The following is a 17,112-nucleotide window of genomic DNA, read 5'->3' as shown; positions in this document are numbered from 1 at the left end:
GCTACCGAATAATTAAAAAGAATGCGCTATTATCGCGCTGAACATTGAGCAGCAAAGACTTGTGCTTCTTCGTGGCGTTGATTAACTCAATGATGTTGCGTACTTCTACGCGATTGGCTCTAGTGATAATGTCACCTTTGCGTAAGCCGTTGAGCCAGCCCTTGGAGTTAGTGATAGCCTCTATGACCTTAACACCATGTTGAATATTATGTTGCTTATCGTCGTCGGATAAATTTGAAAGTCTAACTCCTTCTAGCTGCCTATGAATGCGTGTTCCATCCACCGATGCGACTTTTCTCTTGCCAATTTTTATCGTCACTTGCAGCTGCTCGCCATTACGTAAAATTTGTAAAGTTGCCTTATCTCCGACAGTCAAAAGACCAAGGCTATTTCTCAAACTTGAGCTGTTTTTGATTAGTTTACCGTTCACGCTTAACACAATGTCTCCAGGGTGTAAGTGCGCTCTTTCAGCCGGAGAATTTGTTTCAACTTGGCTAATGATGACGCCTCGCTTTATGTGCAGGTTAAAGGCTTGAGATAGTTCGGGCGTTAAATCCTGAACACTAATGCCCAACTTTCCGCGATTGACTTTGCCAAATTTAATGAGTTGATCCTTTAAACTAACAGCCATATTGCTTGGGATCGCGAAGCCAATGCCGACATTGCCACCGTTCGGTGCAATGATAGCGGTATTGATACCAATGAGCTCTCCTCTGAGATTAATGAGTGCGCCACCCGAGTTACCCGGGTTGATGGAGGCGTCTGTTTGAATAAAATCTTCGTAACCTTCAATGCCAAGACCAGAACGGCCGAGCGCACTGACAATACCTGACGTTACTGTTTGCCCAAGACCGAATGGGTTGCCAATGGCGATAACAAAATCCCCTACGCGGAGTTTGTCGGAGTCGGCTATTTTGAGATCAGTGAGCCGATCGGCTTTAATTTGAATGACGGCAACGTCTGACTCTGGGTCACTGCCAACCACTTTGGCATTAAAAGAACGTCCATCACGAAGAGTGACGGTAATTTTATCGGCCTTATCAATAACGTGATGGTTGGTGATAATAAGACCCTTTTTTGCATCAACAATAACGCCAGAGCCTAAACTTTGTGTGGAACGCTTTCTTGGAGCATTAGGGATTTGGAAAAAACGACGGAAAAACGGATCTTGTAATAAAGGGTTCTCGCGCTGCTGAACCATATTTTTGGTGGCAATATTAACAACGGCAGGTGTTACCTTTTCTAAAATGGGCGCTAGGCTCGGTAAAGGTTGCTCGTCAATGAAAGCGGGAATCGCCGCGTAAGTTGCGGTGCTTGAAAAGCTAAGTAATAAGCACGCTAACAGGAAATGTTTAAATGTTGGCATAATGAGACCTTTGCTTTACTCGTCAACGTCGTCCGCGTCAATTTGACCACTCATACGACGGCGAATGTGTGACCAAGACATGCCGGTTGCCATGATAAAACATAAAATAGTTTGAATGATGTAAGTAACGACCTGAGTGTTATCCGCTGCAATAATGCCCCAGTCAATGATCATCCAAAAAACGGTGCCAAAAAAAGCGATTGCTAATGAAATGCCGATAATGCCGAGTGAGCGAAGGGTGGCGCGTATATAAACAACCCAGCCAATCAATAAAACTAGGCCTGCGAGAGCCATAACGGGTGTAATGTCCGGTATTTTTGTGATGGCCCAATGGTAATAAGAGATGCCAGCAGGGTTGTAGCTTGCAAAGACGAGTGCCAATGCGATAGATAAACGAATAAAGAAGCTTGAAGAAGAGAATTTATTTGCTTTCAATGGCTTGTCCTTATGTAGCGGTTGTTATGACTTTAGAGTTATTCTAACCGAAAAATACTGAACTCTTAATGAACGTTCAAACTCGTTTTATAAGAAAGGGTGTGATGACGTGATGTAATTGGCAAAATGTCAAATTCTAAAGGAGAAAAAAGATCATTTTTACAGCATGCGCTACACTACATTATGTCTAACCCTAATAGTTGGTCTTAACTGAGTTAAATGAACGCGCGACTACATCAAAGTACTGAAGATATTTTAAAGAATTTTATTCCTTTAAATACCTTGTCGGGTGCGCGCTTGAATAGTATTTGTGATGAGTGCCATATTGAAGAATGCGCGAAAGGAACGGTTCTTTTTGAGCAAGGTGATGATGCAAAGGAATTCATTTATCTGATCAGCGGGATGGTTGGCTTGTATGCAGGTGAAATGGAGGTTGAAACGGTTGTCACTGGATCAGAAGTTGCGCGTTTTGCCATAGCGCACCATATTCCTCGTAAAGTAAAAGCGGTTACCAAATCGAAAGCGCGTATTGTGCGTATTGCTACCTATCTGCTCGACATGGATCGCCCAGAAGATATCAGCCAGACTTATATGGTCGATGAGGTGGAAGAACAGGGCGGCGACTGGATGACAACGATGTTGCAATCACCGGTTTTCCAGCGCTTACCAGCATCAAACTTGCAAAAAGTAATGATGAAAATGGAAGAGATTGCTTTTGAATCTGGCGAAGTAGTCGTTAAGCAAGGTGATGAGGCTGACTATTACTACATAATTAAAACGGGTGATTGCGAACTTATTCGTCAACCATCAGAAGGGGCGAGACCAGTAAAGTTGGCCGAATTGCACAGTTGCGATGCCTTTGGTGAGGATGCCTTGTTGTCTGGTAACCCGAGAAACGTGACGGTTCGGATGAGGGGTAAGGGGCAAATGCTGCGCCTTTCAAAAGCGAACTTTATTGCCTTGGTCAAAGAGCCTGTTCTGCAATATGTCAATTATGATGAAGGGCTGCAAAAAGTCGACGCGGGTGCAAATTGGCTAGACGTTAGAAGTGTTGACGAGTACGCAAACGGCCATATTGATGGCGGTGTCAATATTCCCTTTTTTTCCCTCCGGATGAAAATTTCTGACCTGCGTCATGATCAATTGCAAGTGCTCGTGTGTGAAAAAGGCAGGACGAGCGAAGCGGCGGCTTTCTTATTATTGAAGTTTGGTTTCAATGCGTTGATTTTGAAAGGCGGCATGGCCGGTTTAAGTAAAAGTGTAGCGGCCTCAAATGAATCTGCAACGATTTCGCCTGATGCAGAATTAGAAACGGTAGCGGCTAAGTCGGGTGAGCAGGCGAGTACGGCAGCTAGCGATCAGCAACATGCAGAACGGCTTAAAGAGTCGCAAAGCAAAATAATGGCGCTTGAAAAGTTGTGTGCCCAGTCAAATGAGCAGCTTAATAAGTTGGAGTTGGAGCGTAACGGCTTACAGCAACAAAACGAACAGCAATCAAATTTAGTCGCTAAGCTGCAGGCATCTTCTCAACTTGTGGATGATGAACTTGCGCTCACTCAGCGGCGTAATAAAGAGTGTGATGAGGAAGTGACTCGGACGTTGTTGGCTGAAAAAGAGGAAAACACCGCTCTCACGTTAGAGCTTGAAGGCAAGCTAGTGGCGTTGAGTCAAGCGCGGCAAGAGCTGGCCGGCTTTGTTGAGCAGTCGGGCAATGCAGAAAAAGGCTTTAATGACTTGGCCGCAGAGCTTGTTGTTAAGGATGAGGAGTTAGGCGAGCTTAAAGCAGCCCTAATTAATCACCAAGAGAAGGGCGAAGAGGCTGCTGAAAGGCTGCAGACCGAGTTGTCGGGCGCTAAGCAAGAAGTGGCCGAGCTGATCCACCAGAAAGAGCTGTTGGATAATGGTGCTGATAAGGCAATGCATGAAATTGATGTGCTGTCAGAAGCTAAGGCTGACTTGGAGCAGAAAATAGAGCAGTTGGGCCGGGATTCAATTCAAAGTCATTCAAAGAACGAAGACGATACCCAGTTGCTTAACGCCCAGTTAAGTGAATTACGTTCGAGCTTAGCGGGTTCAGAGCAATCGCAAGAAGCTACAAAGAGTAATTTGTTAGAGGTAGAGGCTGAACTTGATCAAACGCGAGAAAGTAGCAAAACAGCAGAGGAAAAGCTCCAGGCTGACTTGGATGCTGAACGTAAAGAATTTGATGATGAGCGGGGTGTTTTAACGCAACAGCTAAAGGAAAGGACGGGTGCTCTAGAAAAAGAGCAGGAGCGGATTAAATCTTTAGAAGGGGAGCTTCAATCCTTAGGCGATGACAATCGAAGCCGCAACACGGTACTTAGTGAAAAGGAAGCAGATATTGCGGCATTTACTCAGCAACTTAATGAGGCTGAGACTGTCACCTTGCAGTTAAATCAACAGTACTCAGATTTAGAATCGGCATTGTCAGAAAAAGAGGGCCTGCTGGCGCACTCGGCTGAGGAGCTGGCAAAGGTAATAAGTGAGCGAGATACTTCACTGGGAGAAATAGAGCAATTAAATACTGGGTTGTTGAGTCTGTCGAGCGAGCAAACAGAGCTAAAAGATCAACTGAGTACAGCATTACTTTCAGTTGAAGAACTAAGAGAAAAAGAAGGTGACTTGGTTGCTAGCTCTGATAGTTGGCAGCAACGCTACGAGAAGGTAGAAGCTGATTTAGGTGCTACTGCTAAGGAATTAGATGATTCGTGTGAGCATGTAAGAAAACTTGAGCAAGACTCAGAAGTGTTGCGCCAGCAAGTGGTGAACGTTGAAGACTCATTGAATGCTGTTACCTCCGGTAAAGAAACCTTGGAGAGCGAGTTAACACAGCGTTTATCTGAGGCTAAATTGAGTCTTGAAAATGCGCTAGAAAGTAAGGCGGTTTTAGCGCAGCAACTGGGTGGCAGCACGAAAGAAAAAGAGGCGGATCAACAGGCAATATTGGAATTGAAAAATCAGTTAGAGACTGGTTTAGACGAACAGCGGCTATTGACTGAGCAACTAGATCAAGTGCGTAAAGAACTTGATGAGACTGTTCAATCTGGAAACGTCGAGAAAGAGCAATTGAGTCAATCGTTACAGCAAGCGAAGTCGCGTTTTGACGAAACACAGGCTGTGCTCAATGAGCAATCTCAACAGTTAGTGGCAGATGAGCAGAGTCGTGAGCAACAAATTGCTGAGCTTGAACATCAAATTAAATTACTACTAGATAATAAAGTTCAGACTGAGCAGGCGCTAGAAGAGCTAATGTCTAGTAAAGAAGAGGCTCAGCAGGCGTTATTGCTGTCACAGCGCCAAGTTGATGAGGGGCACCATGGTCAGCAACAATTAAACGAGCAATTGTCGCAAGCAGGTCAAAAACTATCTAAGGCAAATCAAGAAGGTGAGGCAGAGCTGGGTAAGTTGTCTGAGGCGTTGCAGCAGGCGCAAGTTCAATTGCAAGCTGCAGAATTGTCATTGGTCGAGCAAGCCAAGCAGGCAGAAAGCGTTCGCATTCAGCAGCTATCTGAGCTAGAGAGCGAATTAGAAAAAGTTCAAGGTCAGAAAAAATCCAGTGCGGAGGATCTTGTTTCAGCTCAAGCAGGAATTGATGCCTTGCAGCAAAAAATGTTGGACGTGGAAACAGCGTTATCTGGATCAACAGGCGACCAAAAAGCGTTGTTGGAAGAGATAGATAAAGCGCGTGTGGAATCGGCTGAACATAAAGAAATGCTTGGCTCGAAACAAACGGAAATAGATGCCGCTGTAAATAGCAAAATTGAATTGGAAGAAGCGTTGGCGTTGTCTAAACAAGCGCTTGAACAAGCACAACTTGCTAATGAGCGCACTGAACGACGCTGTGCTGAATTGTCGAACAATTTAGATGATCAGTCATCAGAGCAGCAAACAGAAGGAGGTTTATTCAAAGAGCAATTGGCCGAGTTGGACAGCAAGCTTCAGCAATCTAAGGCAGAGGTTGCAGTACTTAGTGATAAACTCCAGACAATAGAGTTCAGTTTGTCTACGGCGGCTAACGAGAAAGAGAAAACGATTTTAGAGTTAGATCAGTTAAAACAAGGGCAAGTGTCGGATAAAGATGATGCAAAAGTTTTACAGCAGAAAATTGATTCTCTAGAGCAATCGTTAAAACGAAGTGAAGAGGAAAAACAGCAGACTCTTGCGAATGCAGGTAAAGACAACGACGATAAGGTGGGTCAACTATCAGAACAGTTGTTAGCAGCGCAAGATGAGGCGAGGAGCTCGTTAAAACGTGTGGACGAAATAGTGGCTTCTCAAAAAGCAGAGGAAAAAGCTAAAGAGGCGATTGAAGAAAAGTTGCTAGCCGCTGACAAAGAAAATGCAAATATGCGACGTCGTATTGCGGATGTTGAGAGAAAAGCGTCTAAAGACGTTGAAAACCAGGTGGATGAAACGCGAATAAAAGAGCTGGAAAAACAATTAGACGAAGCGTCGACGATGTTGCTTGATTTAGAAATTAAAATGGAGTCTGCGTCTGTCGATGTGAATGAGGAGCCGAGTGAAGAAGAGAATAATGAATTAAAAGCCCTTCAGTCGGAATTGAATTTAGTGAGAGAGCAAACTGAAAAAGATATTCAAGCGATGCAGGCAAAAGTAGAAAATAGCGAGAAAATGAATTTAGCATTGAAGAAAAAAATACTGTCTATGCAGACGCTAGCGAATCAGGATGTGCTAGTGGAAGAACCAACTAAAGAAAAGAAAAAAAGCTGGTGGAAATAAAAGAAATAGAAGTCGATGGGGTTCACTATGTGCAAGCGGTAGAAGTGGGCTCGCTGGCAAGTTTGAGTTCTAGAGCGTTTGAGATTGACCTTGGCGAACGAGGGGCCTGTAGTGGTTTTCTTTTGCGTGAAGAGGGTCAGACATTACGTGCGTATAAAAACAGTTGCCCGCATACCGGCGCACCTTTGAATTGGACGCCAGATCAGTTCTTGACCAAAGCCGGCTTATATATTCAGTGCTCGATTCATGGTGCGATGTTTAAAACAGACGATGGAGAATGTTTTGCTGGGCCATGCAGTGGTAAGTTTTTAAAGCCTTTGCGGTTTGTTGAACAAGAAGGGATGTCTTATATTGCTTTATTAGATATCGAAAAAAGCCCGTCAAGTTGACGGGCTTTTTAAATTCGAGCTCTTTAAGTGTTAACTTAAGAGCGAGTACTGAAACTATTTGATTTTAGCTTCTTTGTACATAACGTGCTGTCTGATGGTTGGATCAAATTTTTTGATTTCCATTTTTTCAGGCATGTTGCGTTTGTTTTTAGTCGTTGTATAAAAATGACCGGTTTTAGCGCTCGATACTAATTTGATTATATCTCTCATTTTTCAATCCTTAAACTTTTTCGCCGCGTGAGCGAATGTCTGCCAAAATAACGTCGATGCCTTTTTTGTCAATAGTACGCATGCCATTTGCTGAAACACGTAAGCGAACAAAGCGGTTTTCGCTTTCTACCCAAAAACGGTGGTGGTGAAGGTTTGGCTCAAAACGGCGACGAGTTCTATTTTTCGCGTGAGAAACATTGTTTCCCGACATTGGGCGCTTGCCAGTGACTTGGCATACTTTAGACATGATAAAACCTCTATTAAAATTAATTGATTGGCAGCATACTGCGAAACGGTGCGAATTTATACCAGAATACGGCGCTTGAGTAAAGAAAAAGGTAAATTATAGGCTTAAATAAACCTGAGCACATCACTTAAATATGACCCAGTTCAGCTAACGAGGTAGCTTCGCCATTGCCGATGATTAAATGGTCTAGTACCCGTATATCAACAAGCTTTAGAGCGCTAATTAATTGTTGGGTGATATCGATATCGGATTGACTTGCTGTTGCGTCGCCGGATGGGTGGTTGTGAGCAAAAATAACTGCAGCTGCGTTATGTTGAAGTGCGCTTTTAACCACTTCGCGTGGGTGTACGCTGGCGCTATCAATGGTACCAAAAAACAATTCTTTAAAGGTAATCACTTTGTGTTTGGTATCCAAATAAAGGCAGGCAAAGACCTCACGTTGTTGATGTGCTAATTGGCTTTTTAAAAACCGTTTAGTATCGTCAGGGTTGCTTAATACATTTTTATTGCTGATGTTTTCATGCAGGTATCGGCGAGCCATTTCTAATACGGCTTGTAATTGAGCATACTTTGCATTGCCCAACCCGTGTCCGTCGCAAAACTCAGTTTGGCTGGCGTGCATTAGGGCATTTAATGAGCCAAATTGTTTCAGCAAAAGACGAGATAAATCGACGGCGGTAACGCCTTTCGTACCGGTGCGTAAAAAAATGGCTAGAAGTTCGGCGTCAGATAAAGAGAAGGCGCCTCGGTTTAGAAGTTTTTCGCGCGGCCTCTCCTGTTCTGGCCAATCAGTAATAGACATAATCAATCCTTGATAACGTTAATAGTTTGGAGCATAGAATATATCGTGTTGTGTGACATAATGGGTTATTAGTTAAATCAATAAGTAAAACGTATCGTGAACAAACTTCAAAATAGGCGTGTATTACTGGGCGTCACGGGGGGCATAGCGGCATATAAGGCGGCTGAAGTGTTGCGCTTATGTCAATCGATGGGTGCTGAAGTTCGCGTTGTGATGACGCCAGCAGCGACGGAGTTTATTACTCCTTTAACCTTCCAAGCCTTATCAGGTATGCCTGTGCATACTCAATTGCTCGATGCTGAGGAAGAAGCTGGGATGGGTCATATTAATTTGGCGCGTTGGGCTGATGTGATTTTAGTTGCGCCGGCTAGCGCAGACTTTATTGCGCGCTTAGCCTCGGGTATGGCCAATGATTTACTAACGACGCTTTTGTTAGCGACGGAAAAGACAGTGATGTTAGCGCCCGCAATGAACCGTGCAATGTTTGATGACCCTAATACTCAAAAAAACATTAGTCAGCTTGAATCGCAAGGCGTCTTTATTCTTGGCCCGGGTGAAGGTGTTCAAGCGTGTGGTGAAGTTGGCTTGGGCAGGATGCTTGAGCCAGAGGAATTAGCTCAATCGGTTGCAGAGCACTTTCAAACAGGTGAATTGGCTGGTTTGAATGTTTTGTTAAACGCCGGGCCAACGAGAGAGGCGATTGACCCAGTTCGATACATCAGCAATCACAGCTCAGGAAAGATGGGCTTTGCTCTCGCGCAAGCGTGTGTTGAAGCGGGGGCGCATGTCACCTTGGTCGCTGGGCCCGTGCAGATTCCAACACCGTCGGGTGTTGAGCGTATTGATGTCATCAGTGCAAGTGAGATGGCTGCTGCGGTGATGTCGAAATCTGAACCGGCTGATATCTTTATAGCATCGGCCGCGGTAGTGGATTACACGCCGGTCGAAATCGCTGACAATAAAATAAAGAAAAATGCATCGGAGATGCAGTTAACTTTGGTTAAAACGATTGATATTTTGACCAATGTTGCAACACAGGACGATACAACCTTTTGTGTTGGTTTTGCGGCTGAAACCGACAACTTAGAGGAGTACGCAAAAGGGAAGCTTGAGAGGAAATCGCTAGATATGATTGCGGCGAACTGGGTTGGCCGAGACACTGGTGGTTTCAACAGCGAACAGAACGCTTTAACAGTGTATTGGAAAGGTGGCGAGCAGGAATTTGGCAGCATGCCAAAGCCAGAATTAGCCAGAGAATTAGTGACATTAATAGCAAAAAGGTACCATGAAAAAAATACAGCTTAAATTACTGGATGATCGCCTAGGTCAATCCATCCCTTTACCAGAATATGCAACAACCGGCTCGGCTGGGTTGGACATGCGTGCATGTTTAGACGAGGCTTTATTGCTTAAGCCGGGAGAAACTAAACTGATCCCTACCGGCATGGCGGTTCATATCAGCGATGCAAATTTAGCCGCTGTTATTTTGCCAAGGTCGGGCTTGGGGCATAAACATGGCATCGTATTGGGTAACTTAGTGGGGCTGATTGATTCGGACTATCAAGGTCAGTTATTTGTCTCGTGTTGGAATCGTGGAAACACAGAATTCACCATTGAGATTGGTGACCGTATTGCGCAACTGGTATTTGTGCCGGTTGAGCAGGTTGAGTTTGAGCAAGTCGACAGTTTCGATGACAGTCATCGTGGTGAAGGCGGGTTTGGCCATACTGGGACAGGGTAAACGCATGGTAAAAAAAGTTGTACTCTTTTTGATGCTGCTTATTATTGCGACAGCGGGTGCTGGCTATGTTTATATCAGCCAGGTCGGCCAGCAGAATGTTGAAGAGGCTGAACAATTAAAAGCACGGGTACAACAAGCGAGTGGCGTTTTATCGGTGACAGTGAAGAAGTGGCGGAAAGAGTTAGAGCTGCTTGCGAACGACCCTGCCTTGATTGCCAGTTTAAATGATGGTCGGCCAGCACTAACTGACTGGATCGCCGAGAATAGAGCCATCGTTAATGATGCGGCCATGTTGAGAGTTGTTCTCCCTGGTTTGATGCATGTTGATACATCCGTTAAGCCGCCGTTGGGCTATGCAGGATTAGACTTGATTAGGAAAGCCGAGGCTTCAAAGAAAATTCAAATGCCTGAAGTGCATATGATGGGTGGTGATGACCGCCATTTTGCCATTACGGCTCCTGTTCTAGACGATAATAAGTTACTGGCGGTGATTTTAATTAGTTTTGAGGTTAACACCATACAGGCAGCTTTTAAATCAGTACTAGCGAATGAAAAATCTGCTTGGTTAATGCTGAAACAAGGGAGTTTAAAAGTTGCGGATCACGGTGTCGCTTCTCATAAAACAGGGGTGGACTTAGGCGCAGTGCAAGTAGCCGGTACTCGTTGGAGAATTGTCATTAAGCAACGAGAGATAATCGCGCCTATTTCTGAAGCTGAGTTACTTATGTATGCAGCAAGCCTGTTAGTTGTTGTGTTGATATTTGGTGTGCTTGTTAGTGTGTTATCGAACAAAGGTAAGCGTCAAATGCTGGGTAATTCGATTAGAAAAAGGAAAAAGAAGGTGGCAAAGGAATTACCAATGGCTGAAAACGAATCTATTTCATGGGCAGAAGATGAAGAAGGGAGTCGGGAAAAATTAGCCGAAGCTATAAAAGAAAATATGGGCAAACCAAGCGAAGAGGCACGAAGCCCAATTTTTATGAAGGATGACGCAATTGAAGTCGAGACTCAAACTGATGTGCCGCAGTCTATTTTTAGAGCTTACGATATTCGAGGGATTGTCGATGAAAGCTTGACTGAGCAAGGCGTCTTTTCAATCGGTCAGGCGATTGCTAGTGAGGCGTTGAATGCGGGTCAAAAGAGCGTAGCGATTGCACGCGACGGGCGTTTGCACAGCCCTAGGCTCAGTGAGTCGCTGGCTAAAGGCATTCAAGCGACGGGCTGTGATGTGATTGATGTGGGCCAAGTGCCAACGCCGGTGTTGTATTTTGCAACGCATCAGTTAGATACTCAATCGGGCGTGATGGTTACCGGTAGCCACAACCCAGCAAATTATAATGGGCTCAAAATTGTTATAGCGGGCAATACGTTATCTGGTGACGCCATTCAACAACTGTATCAGCGCATCGAACGAGACGATTTCGACAAGGGCGTAGGGTCTTACCAAGAACAAAGGATGTTGCCAGAATATATTGGCGCTATTACCAATGATGTTCGCTTAGGGCGAATGATGAAGGTGGTGGTGGATTGCGGTAATGGTGTGGCGGGAGAAGCAGCGCCAATGCTTTTGTCTACGCTTGGCTGTGACGTAATTCCATTGTACTGTGAGATTGATGGCAACTTTCCAAATCATCACCCTGACCCGAGCAAGCCTGAGAACCTGCAAGAGCTTATTGATAAAGTGCGCGAAGAAGAGGCCGAGTTGGGCTTGGCTTTTGATGGCGATGGCGACCGTTTGGGCGTTGTGGATTCTAGCGGGAATGTTATTTGGCCTGATCGACAAATGATGTTGTACGCGATGGATGTATTGTCGAGACAAGCTGGGGCAGACATTATTTATGACGTAAAATGCACACGCAATTTAGCTAAAGTGATTGCGAAACATGGCGGCAAACCGATTATGTCTAAAACAGGGCACTCGCTCATCAAGGCTAAAATGAAAGAAACGAATGCTGAGTTAGCGGGTGAGATGAGTGGGCACATCTTCTTTAAAGAGAGATGGTTCGGCTTTGATGATGCGTTATATACGGCGTCACGTTTATTGGAAATTGTAACCGCAGAATTTAGGTCAACCACAGAAATTTTTGCCGAGTTACCCGATAGCGTCAGTACGCCCGAATTAAACGTTAGCCTAGAAGAAGGTGAGAACTTCAGTTTTGTAGAGCAGTTGCAATCGCAAGCAACGTTTGAAGATGCCAAAATTATCACGATTGACGGTGTGCGAGTTGAATTTAAAGACGGCTGGGGCTTAGTTAGGGCGTCTAACACAACGCCATCGTTGGTATTACGTTTTGAAGCAGATGATGAGTTGGCATTAGAGCGAATTAAAGAAGTGTTCCGTGAGCAAATGTTAAAAATTGACGCCGATATTGCGTTACCTTTTTAGTCCCACAATTTAGTAATTTGACCATATAAGAAAATAATGAAGAATCAAAAAATTGACCCCATACAAACCGCGCACGTCTTAAGCGAGGCGCTTCCGTATATCCAAAAGTTTTCAGGTAAAACCATCGTTATTAAATATGGTGGAAACGCAATGGTGGACGAGGACTTAAAAAGTGGTTTCGCCCGAGATATTGTTTTATTGAAACAGGTGGGTTTAAACCCAGTTGTGGTGCATGGCGGCGGGCCACAAATTGGTCAGCATTTAGAAAAACTGGGGATGAAGAGTCAATTTGTTGATGGTATTCGAGTGACCGATAGCGACACCATGGATGTTGTTGAGATGGTGCTTGGGGGTCTGGTCAATAAAGAAATTGTTAGCCTGATTAATCAACATGGTGGTTCAGCTGTTGGTTTAACGGGCAAAGATGGTGACCTCATTCGGGCCAAGAAAATTTCAGATAAAGAAGCTGCATCAGAGCAGGCTTCAGAATTAATCGATATGGGTCATGTGGGTCATGTTGATAGTATTGACCCTGCTGTTGTTGATATGTTGGTTCAGGGTGATTTTATTCCAGTCATTGCGCCGATTGGCGTGGGTAAGGACGGCGCCTCCTATAATATCAACGCAGATATAGTCGCTGGCAAAATGGCGGAAATTCTGTGTGCGGAAAAGCTGTTGTTATTAACCAATACGTCAGGCTTACTGAGTAAAGACGATGAGTTGTTAACGGGCCTATCTATCGCTGAAGTTAATGGTCTTATAGATGACGGTACTATTTTCGGCGGCATGCTACCAAAGATTCAATGTGCGATGGATGCGTTAAATGGCGGAGTCAACAGCGCGCATATCATTGATGGACGGGTTCCACATGTGGTTCTGTTGGAGTTATTAACAGATAAGGGCATGGGGACTTTGCTGGTTAGAAGTTAGCGGCTCAGCTGGTTAAACTCACCTACCAGTTGCGCGGTTTTTTCATTCTTACAGGTCGCTTTGCCGCCTTTTGAATCAGCGCAACGGATATCAAGCGTGAGAGTGGCGTGCTCTCCGTCTTTGGTTTTAGTTAAAGAAACTCCTCTATCCTTACTCAGACTGGGTGTTTTAGTGAGTATTAAGCTGTCCGAACGGTAGGTGATTTTAGCGCCGGCTTTGCCGATAAACGACACTGCCTTTGCCCATAAAGCCTCGCAAGGGCTTTTGCTACAGGTTAGCTCGCCTAATAAAAGACTTGGTATGGTCTCGCTATGAATGCGTGGTGTGCCTGTTGATTGGGTTTTTAGCGTGTTAAAGCGTGATTTGTCCTTCGCTAGTTGTTCTGCCAGTTCTACCTTCCGTAATTTAAAGTCAGCAATCTCATCTTGATTTTTACTAAATTGGCTTTGTGCTAACTCGATGTTAGACAGGTTCTTTTTTGGTATGGCTTTGCCGGAGCGCTCAAAATTGGCCGCTGCTTTTTGATGAAGAATAAGCTGTTTTTTCAATATTTCAGACTGATCTGTGGCGATGGCAATATGGGAGTCGATCATCTCTAGTTTGCTTTTTGCTAAGGCATCGATGTCTTCTTCCGAGCGAAAAGTTTTTAGTAGGGCGGCGTCTTGCGCCAGTTGTGCTTGCAGTAATTTTTCTTGTGTTTTTTGTAAAGCAGCTATCTTTTTGAGCTGTTTTATTTGCTGAGGCGTTTTAGCGGCGTCTTTTACGGCAATCGTACGGCCTGTTTCGTTTAACTCTTCACGTTCGCGCCTTGCGTCCTTTGGCGGCACTTTATCAGAAAAAGATATTTCTCCGTTTTCGTCGACCCATTTATATAACTTCCCAGCAATAGCGCTGTTGGACAGCGTGAATAGGATCAAAGAGAGAATTAAAAGATTGTTTTTTTTCATCATATTTTCAACGTATTTTTTATCAAAAGATCAACTCAATAACAGGTATCATAGGCATATACTAAAAGTTTAGGTGACACATAGTCTAATATTCAATCTGGTTATAGGTGTTGCTTTTGGTATATGAATTGCTATTGAGTATAGTTCAGAATAAGGCATTTGTGAAAATGCCAAGCCGGTACTGGCTTTTTTAATATTTGATTAATTTGGAGTAAGCATGTCTGTCGATAAATTTTCTTCTCACCTTAGTGCTAGCGATAGCGACCCTCAGGAAACAAAAGAGTGGATCGAAGCACTTGCTGCGGTCATTGAACATGAGGGTGAAGAACGCGCTCACTTCTTATTAGAAACATTAATTGAAAAGGCCCGATTTGCTGGAGCGGATATTCCGTTTAGTGCGGCCACTGCCTATATTAATACGCTCTCAGTTCCCCAGCAAGCACAGTATGTAGGGGATACTTCCATAGAGCATAAAATTCGTTCTTATGTTCGGTGGAACGCGATGGTGATGGTGCTTCGGGCTAATAAAGGTACAAATGTAGGCGGGCATATAGCCAGTTTTGCTTCATCGGCTACTCTATACGACGTGGGTTATAATCATTTTTGGCACGCGGCGAGTGAAACGCATGGCGGTGACTTGGTCTATGTGCAAGGCCATGTTGCAACAGGCATCTATGCACGCGCCTTTATGCTAGGGCGTTTGAGTGAAGAGCAAATGGACGGCTTCCGCCAAGAGGTTGATGGCGGTGGTCTTTCGTCATACCCGCATCCTTGGCTGATGCCGGACTTTTGGCAATTCCCGACCGTATCGATGGGGCTAGGCCCCATTATGGCGATTTATCAGGCGCGCTTTATGAAGTACGTTGAAGATCGGGGCTTTGCTAAAACGGACGATAGAAAAGTTTGGGCATTTCTGGGCGATGGTGAAACCGATGAGCCGGAATCATTAGGTGCGATTGGTATGGCTGGGCGAGAAAACCTAGACAACCTCGTGTTTGTTATTAATTGTAATTTACAGCGACTCGATGGCCCTGTTCGAGGTAACGGTAAAATTATTCAAGAGCTTGAGTCTGAATTTAGGGGCGCAGGCTGGAATGTCATCAAAGTTATTTGGGGTAATCGCTGGGACGCGTTGTTAGCACGTGATACAGAAGGGCATCTACGCCGACGCATGATGAATTGTGTGGATGGCGATTATCAAACAATGAAAGCCAAAGACGGCGCGTATGTTCGAGAAAACTTCTTTAATACGCCGGAATTAAAAGCGATGGTGGCGGACTGGTCTGATAAAGATATTTGGGACTTAAACCGCGGTGGGCACGACCCAGCAAAAGTATTTGCTGCCTATGATGCAGCGTGCAAGGAAACAACAAGGCCAACCGTTATTTTAGCCAAAACGATAAAAGGCTATGGCATGGGTGAGTCGGGTGAGGCGCAAAACACCACACACCAGCAAAAGAAAATGAGCCACGATTCGCTACTGCATTTTAGAGATAAATTTGAATTACCTATCTCAGATGAAGACGTTGATGATTTGGCCTACCTGACCTTTGAAGAAGGCTCGGCAGAACAACAATACATGAAGAAGAAACGGATGGATTTGGGTGGTTACCTGCCTGCTCGTCGTGAAAAGTCCGATTCGTTAACGATCCCCGACTTAGCGGTATTCGAACCGATGTTGAAAGGCACCTCTAAGGGGCGTGAAATTTCAACGACGATGGCCTTTGTTCGTTTATTAAATATTCTCTTAAAAGACAAAGAAATTGGTAAGCGTATTGTGCCGATTGTACCGGATGAGTCTCGCACCTTTGGTATGGAAGGTTTATTCCGCCAGTTAGGTATTTGGTCGCAAGTGGGGCAGTTGTACACACCACAAGATTCAGATCAATTGATGTTTTATAAAGAAGACAAAAATGGTCAAGTGCTGCAAGAAGGCATCAATGAGGCCGGTGGTATGTGTGACTGGATTGCCGCGGGTACGTCGTATTCGACTAGTGATGTGCCAATGATCCCGTTCTACATTTTCTACTCGATGTTTGGCTTTCAGCGTATTGGTGATTTGATTTGGGCAGCAGCAGATCAACGCGCACGTGGTTTCTTATTAGGTGGAACGGCAGGGCGCACAACCCTTAATGGTGAAGGGCTTCAACACGAGGATGGGCACAGCTTATTGTGGGCATCATCGGTACCAAACTGTATTTCATATGATCCAACGTTCAATTATGAATTGGCTGTTATCATGCACGACGGTCTGAAACGCATGTTTCAAGAGCAAGAAGATGTGTTTTATTACTTAACTGTAATGAATGAAAACTACGTACATCCGGCGATGCCAGAAGGTGTTGAAGAAGGCATTATCAAAGGCATGTACTTATTCAAGCAAGGTGCTGAAAAAAGTAAATTGCGGGTTCAATTACTGGGCTCCGGTACTATCTTTAATGAAGTCATCGCCGCATCTGAATTGCTTGAAGCAGACTGGGGTGTCGCGTCTGATTTGTGGAGTTGCACCAGCTTTACTGAGCTGGCTCGTGAAGGACAAGCGTGTGAACGAAATAATCGTTTGAACCCAACGCAAGAGAAAGAAATCCCGTATGTTTCGCAGTGTTTGAATGACCGCGAGGGGCCGGTTATTGTGTCAACAGATTACGTGCGTTTATTGGCGGACTCAATTCGACCCTTTATCCGTAAGCATTGCTCCGTTTTAGGGACCGATGGATTTGGTCGTTCAGATACACGAGAAAACCTGCGCCGTTTCTTCGAAGTTGACCGTTATTACGTTGCCGTTACCGCGTTGAATTCATTAGCTGATTTAGGGCAGATTGATAAATCTGTTGTTGAGCAGGCTATAGAAAAGTATGGCTTAGACGCTTCAAAACCCGCACCGTGGTTAGTTTAAAG

Annotated in this window: 13 protein-coding genes; 7 read left to right on the top strand and 6 right to left on the bottom strand. The window is 44.6% G+C overall.

Annotated features, from left to right (window positions below; all coding sequences use genetic code 11):
• Nucleotide 1: 1 nt before the first annotated feature.
• A complete protein-coding gene (locus AB1Y31_09450; protein MEW4983396.1) occupies nt 2-1,366 on the bottom strand; it encodes a DegQ family serine endoprotease in 1,365 nt (454 codons plus the stop codon).
• 15 nt (nt 1,367-1,381) lie between these two features.
• Nucleotides 1,382-1,801, bottom strand: a complete 420-nt coding sequence (locus AB1Y31_09445) for a DUF6524 family protein (protein ID MEW4983395.1) — start codon at nt 1,799-1,801, stop codon at nt 1,382-1,384.
• Between the two features lie 219 nt (nt 1,802-2,020).
• On the opposite strand from AB1Y31_09445, the gene AB1Y31_09440 reads away from it, so the two are divergent.
• Both AB1Y31_09440 and AB1Y31_09435 read left to right on the top strand, forming a co-directional pair.
• The gene (locus AB1Y31_09440; GenBank protein MEW4983394.1) at nt 2,021-6,562 is read left to right on the top strand and encodes a cyclic nucleotide-binding domain-containing protein; all 4,542 of its coding nucleotides are present in this window, start codon (nt 2,021-2,023) and stop codon (nt 6,560-6,562) included.
• Nucleotides 6,553-6,951: a Rieske 2Fe-2S domain-containing protein gene (locus tag AB1Y31_09435; GenBank protein ID MEW4983393.1), complete on the top strand. Its 399-nt coding sequence runs from the start codon at nt 6,553-6,555 to the stop codon at nt 6,949-6,951. Before AB1Y31_09440 ends, AB1Y31_09435 begins: the two co-directional genes overlap by 10 nt.
• 54 nt (nt 6,952-7,005) lie before the next feature.
• Here the strand turns inward: AB1Y31_09435 and rpmG are convergent, their stop codons facing one another.
• The 3 genes from rpmG to radC all read right to left on the bottom strand — a co-directional run bounded on the left by rpmG (nt 7,006) and on the right by radC (nt 8,210).
• Nucleotides 7,006-7,161 carry a 50S ribosomal protein L33 gene (gene rpmG, locus AB1Y31_09430; GenBank protein ID MEW4983392.1) on the bottom strand — a complete coding sequence of 52 codons (156 nt, stop codon included), beginning with the start codon at nt 7,159-7,161 and terminating at the stop codon, nt 7,006-7,008.
• Nucleotides 7,162-7,171: 10 nt separating this feature from the next.
• On the bottom strand, nt 7,172-7,408 hold the full coding sequence (rpmB, locus tag AB1Y31_09425) for a 50S ribosomal protein L28 (protein MEW4983391.1): 237 nt from the start codon (nt 7,406-7,408) through the stop codon (nt 7,172-7,174).
• Nucleotides 7,409-7,535: 127 nt separating this feature from the next.
• Nucleotides 7,536-8,210 carry a DNA repair protein RadC gene (radC, locus tag AB1Y31_09420; protein MEW4983390.1) on the bottom strand — a complete coding sequence of 225 codons (675 nt, stop codon included), beginning with the start codon at nt 8,208-8,210 and terminating at the stop codon, nt 7,536-7,538.
• Between the two features lie 96 nt (nt 8,211-8,306).
• Here radC and coaBC point away from each other — a divergent pair, with 96 nt between their 5' ends.
• Genes coaBC through argB form a run of 4 tightly spaced genes read left to right on the top strand, consistent with a single transcriptional unit; the run spans nt 8,307 to nt 13,267 of the window.
• On the top strand, nt 8,307-9,515 hold the full coding sequence (gene coaBC, locus AB1Y31_09415; protein ID MEW4983389.1) for a bifunctional phosphopantothenoylcysteine decarboxylase/phosphopantothenate--cysteine ligase CoaBC: 1,209 nt from the start codon (nt 8,307-8,309) through the stop codon (nt 9,513-9,515).
• A complete protein-coding gene (gene dut / locus AB1Y31_09410; protein ID MEW4983388.1) occupies nt 9,496-9,951 on the top strand; it encodes a dUTP diphosphatase in 456 nt (151 codons plus the stop codon). Before coaBC ends, dut begins: the two co-directional genes overlap by 20 nt.
• Nucleotides 9,881-12,337, top strand: coding sequence for a phosphomannomutase/phosphoglucomutase (locus tag AB1Y31_09405; protein ID MEW4983387.1), 2,457 nt, complete (start codon nt 9,881-9,883; stop codon nt 12,335-12,337). Before dut ends, AB1Y31_09405 begins: the two co-directional genes overlap by 71 nt.
• A 36-nt stretch (nt 12,338-12,373) precedes the next feature.
• Nucleotides 12,374-13,267, top strand: a complete 894-nt coding sequence (argB, locus tag AB1Y31_09400; protein MEW4983386.1) for an acetylglutamate kinase — start codon at nt 12,374-12,376, stop codon at nt 13,265-13,267.
• On the opposite strand, the gene AB1Y31_09395 is transcribed toward argB, so the two are convergent.
• Entirely contained in the window at nt 13,264-14,217 is a 954-nt protein-coding gene (locus tag AB1Y31_09395) for a DUF4124 domain-containing protein (GenBank protein MEW4983385.1), read from the bottom strand. The genes argB and AB1Y31_09395 overlap by 4 nt on opposite strands.
• 214 nt (nt 14,218-14,431) lie before the next feature.
• On the opposite strand from AB1Y31_09395, the gene aceE reads away from it, so the two are divergent.
• The gene (aceE, locus tag AB1Y31_09390) at nt 14,432-17,110 is read left to right on the top strand and encodes a pyruvate dehydrogenase (acetyl-transferring), homodimeric type (protein ID MEW4983384.1); all 2,679 of its coding nucleotides are present in this window, start codon (nt 14,432-14,434) and stop codon (nt 17,108-17,110) included.
• Nucleotides 17,111-17,112 lie beyond the last annotated feature (2 nt).

The organism is Cycloclasticus sp. (assembly GCA_040743155.1).
In the GTDB taxonomy this organism is placed as follows: Bacteria; Pseudomonadota; Gammaproteobacteria; order Methylococcales; family Cycloclasticaceae; genus Cycloclasticus.
Note: the sequence above shows the minus strand (reverse complement) of the source record. Positions and strands in the feature narration are given on the sequence as shown.

Excerpts from the sequence above, each read along its gene's own strand:
- AB1Y31_09450 (MEW4983396.1), bottom strand. The coding sequence starts at position 1,366 with ATGCCAACATTTAAACATTTCCTGTTAGCGTGCTTATTACTTAGCTTT.
- AB1Y31_09440 (MEW4983394.1), top strand. The coding sequence starts at position 2,021 with ATGAACGCGCGACTACATCAAAGTACTGAAGATATTTTAAAGAATTTT.
- rpmG (MEW4983392.1), bottom strand. The coding sequence starts at position 7,161 with ATGAGAGATATAATCAAATTAGTATCGAGCGCTAAAACCGGTCATTTT.
- rpmB (MEW4983391.1), bottom strand. The coding sequence starts at position 7,408 with ATGTCTAAAGTATGCCAAGTCACTGGCAAGCGCCCAATGTCGGGAAAC.
- radC (MEW4983390.1), bottom strand. The coding sequence starts at position 8,210 with ATGTCTATTACTGATTGGCCAGAACAGGAGAGGCCGCGCGAAAAACTT.
- dut (MEW4983388.1), top strand. The coding sequence starts at position 9,496 with ATGAAAAAAATACAGCTTAAATTACTGGATGATCGCCTAGGTCAATCC.
- argB (MEW4983386.1), top strand. The coding sequence starts at position 12,374 with ATGAAGAATCAAAAAATTGACCCCATACAAACCGCGCACGTCTTAAGC.
- AB1Y31_09395 (MEW4983385.1), bottom strand. The coding sequence starts at position 14,217 with ATGATGAAAAAAAACAATCTTTTAATTCTCTCTTTGATCCTATTCACG.
- aceE (MEW4983384.1), top strand. The coding sequence starts at position 14,432 with ATGTCTGTCGATAAATTTTCTTCTCACCTTAGTGCTAGCGATAGCGAC.